The organism is Wolbachia endosymbiont of Tuta absoluta (assembly GCF_059414725.1).
Window position 1 is genome coordinate 1 of record NZ_JBNRJY010000306.1, and the last position, 383, is coordinate 383.

At 39.7% G+C, this 383-nt stretch carries 1 pseudogene; it reads left to right on the top strand.

Features of this window, described 5'->3' with window-relative positions:
* Nucleotides 1–281: pseudogene (locus tag ACJ5GX_RS03425) on the top strand (hypothetical protein); the annotation flags it as partial.
* Between the last annotated feature and the right edge of the window lie 102 nt (nucleotides 282–383).

A 383-nucleotide genomic window follows, 5' to 3' on the forward strand; every position in this document is an offset into this window, starting at 1 on the left:
CAGAAGCAGGGCTATATTTTGGGGAGAAAGCAGTAGAAATAGGCCTTGCAGACGGAATGACAATTCTTTCATCTATTAATAAAAACAGGAGTATTACTATGAATGAACAAACTACAAACGACCTAGAAACTGATAATTTATATCACTATAGTGACAGGTTGTCAGCCCATCGCCTAAAATTGCAATGCACACTCTCGAGTCCCTTAGTCGCCTCCTACGACTCCCACGGGAAAGAAATGGGGAGATGCTATTCTAAGCCGGCATCACACGGCATTTATTAGTTATCTTATAAAATATAAATGCGAAGGTATTAATGTATTTGCTTTTTCTTATTATACGGGGTGTAAAGAACAGCTCGCCGAATACTGATAAGGTGCATGCAG